The organism is Desulfovibrio sp. ZJ200, from assembly GCF_011039095.1.
GTDB lineage: Bacteria > Desulfobacterota > Desulfovibrionia > Desulfovibrionales > Desulfovibrionaceae > Desulfovibrio.
Window position 1 is genome coordinate 1 of sequence record NZ_JAAKEH010000097.1, and the last position, 2,736, is coordinate 2,736.

The 2,736-nt window shown below is 50.7% G+C and carries 2 protein-coding genes and 1 pseudogene; all 3 read right to left on the reverse strand.

The genetic code is table 11. The features are described from left to right. On the reverse strand, nucleotides 1-1,085 hold a 1,085-nt coding region (locus tag G7Y52_RS14705; protein ID WP_165073207.1), incomplete at its 3' end, for an integrase arm-type DNA-binding domain-containing protein. A gap of 192 nt (nucleotides 1,086-1,277) precedes the next feature. Further along, nucleotides 1,278-2,213, reverse strand: a complete 936-nt coding sequence (locus G7Y52_RS14710; protein ID WP_346773720.1) for a tyrosine-type recombinase/integrase — start codon at nucleotides 2,211-2,213, stop codon at nucleotides 1,278-1,280. 287 nt (nucleotides 2,214-2,500) lie between these two features. Then, a pseudogene (locus G7Y52_RS15440) lies at nucleotides 2,501-2,736 on the reverse strand (hypothetical protein); the annotation flags it as partial.

The window sequence follows — 2,736 nt, forward strand, 5'->3', positions numbered from 1 at the left end:
GCAAGCTGGTGTTCTATCAAATCGTAACGCTCTCCCAACACCTCATCAAGCAGCGTCCGTGCCATTGCCCGGAAACCGTGGGGCGTCATTTCCTCACTGGTTATTCCCATAGCGCGCAAGGCGGCAAGCAGGGCGGTTTTTGCCATAGGTTTGCCTTTTTGCCAGTTATGAGGAAACACCCATTCCTGATGGCCCGTGTAGGCATACAGCGTTTTCAGTATTCTCATGACCTGCGGAGCCAGCGGAACTATATGCGGAGTGCCCGTCTTGCTGGTGGTGTAGCGCCACTCGCAGGCGTCAAAATCAATATCCGCCCACCTGGCCTGTTGAAGTTCGCCAGGATGCACAAAGACGTATGGAGCAATTTTCAGGGCGCTGGACACCACAAGGCTGCCGGGATAGGCGTCTATGGTTCTCAGAAGCCTGCCCACTTCTTTTGGGTCGGTCATGGTCACAAAATGTTTCGTCTTGTGCGCCCGCAGACAGCCGCGCACGGATGGCAAGGGGTCAATCTCGGCCCGGCCTGTCGCCACGGCAAAGCGCATGATCATTCCGCAGAGAATGGCGATACGCTTGGCGGAATAAAGCTGGCCTTGGGCTTCAACGCCGCGCAACAGTTCAAGAAAATCCGGCCCCTTCATCTCGCCTATGGGCCTTTTGCCGATAATCGGGAAAACGAACTTGTCCAAAAGCACCTCATAGATGTGCATGGACTGCGCCTTGATTTTTGTGGAGTGAATCTCAATCCATTCCCGCGTTACGGCTTCAAAGGTATTGCGGGCGGATTTGACACGCTCCGCCTTTGCTTCCTGTCTGGCGATTCCCGGATCAATGCCAACCGCTTTCTGTGCTCTGGCTTCGTCGCGCATTTTCCGCGCCTGTTCCAGGGAGATGGCCGGATAGCTGCCGAAAGTCAGCAAGCTTTCCTTACCGTCATTTTTGCGGTATTTCATTTTCCAGTGCTTGCCACCGGACGGGTTGACCTGCAAAAACAATCCGCCGCCATCAAAAAGTTTGTACATCTTATCTTTTGGCTTGGCATTGTTCACCTGTGTGGCCGTCAGCGGTTTTATCAATCGTGCCAAGACGTTACCCTCCTCAAAACAAACTCCCACAAGAAACCCCTGAAAAATTTTCCATGACCCCGATCTAAACCCCTATAAGGGGTTCATGTCAAGGGTTTTCCGTGGACTTCGCTGGACGGCTATTTTTGAAATCTTGTTGAGATTAATGAATGTTAGGATATAGTTGGATGCTGATGGAGGGTTTTGAGCTGGTCAAGATAAATTTGCCCAGTCGTCCATCATTTTACGTCGTTCTGGAAGATACTCGGCGCGATTGTAAATGCCGCGAATGCGCTCATGGGGAACATGGGCAAGCTGCCGCTCAATGGCGTCAGGGTGATAACCCTGTTCATTCAACAGCGTACTCGCCATGGAACGGAAACCATGCGGGGTGAACTCATCTTTGGCATAGCCCATGATACGAATCGCGCTGATAAGGGAATAAACGCCGATTGGTTTGAAATGATCCCTCTGGTTAAGAAAAACATGGCTTGCATGATCGGAAAACATTTTCATTTCATTCAGCACTGCAATGGCTTGAGGACTGAGCGGCACAAGATGCTCACGCCGCATTTTCATTTTTGAGGCGGGAATGCGCCAGAGTCTGTCCTCAAAATCGAACTCGCTCCACTCGGCATTGCGGATTTCCCATGAACGGCAAAAGGTCAACGCCATAAGCTGCAAGGCCCCCCGCACTGCGGCAACTCCGCGATAGTCGTCAATCCTGAGCATGAGTTCGCCAACTTTTTCAGGGTCGGTGATTGTCGGATGGCGTTTCTTCACATGCGGGATCATGGCTCCCTGCAAATCCGGGATTGGATTGCGCTCTGCAAGGCCGCTGGCGACAGCGTAGCGAAAAATTCCCGAACAAAGGCCGCGTATGGCGTAGGCTGTGGCAATCGTGCCCCTCCCTTCCAGCCTGCGAAGCATAGCCAGGATTTCCTGCATGGAAATATCCGTAATCGGCCTGTTCCCGATATAGGGAAAGGCGTTCTTGCGGAGATTGTCCATTGTTCGTTTGTAATAGTTTGCCGACCATTTGGAAATCTGCTTTTCGTGCCATTCATGGGCAATTTTTTCAAAAGTGTTCCGGGTGTTCTCCCTGTCCAGCTTTTTCTCAACGGACGGGTCTTTTCCGCTGGCCAGAATTTTCTGAGAGTATTAACTAAATAATGTTTTAATGTCATCCAGAGTTCCATTCACATGAAACCTGGCAAAAAGAGCCATCGTCAAGTCAACCCTATGCAGACTCCGTGAAACAACGACCGACTTTCGGCGGAATCTGGCAAACCAGTGACGCTGGCGACAATTGTTCCTTTCTATACGGACTGTGCCACTTTTCCCCTGAAGCAGATCGTTTTCGGCTATCTCCAGAGGATAAACCTTCCACTTGTCCGTACAGTAAAACCAGACTTTCCACTTTTTCAATCGCTCCATCAATCTGTGGAGGGTAGCCTGATCACGCCCTCCACATTCCCAGTCGATGAGTTGACCGGTATCACGACAATAGGCTTTCCAGATCCAAAGTTTGTTTTTTTTGACTTCAGAAAATGCCACATTTCATCAAGCTCAACAATGATGGCCTCACCAGGCTCAGGCTTTTCATAAACACGTTCCGCAAAATTTCGTACCCAACGTAAAACAGCGGGGGGTGAAACATGAAAAATTCGGG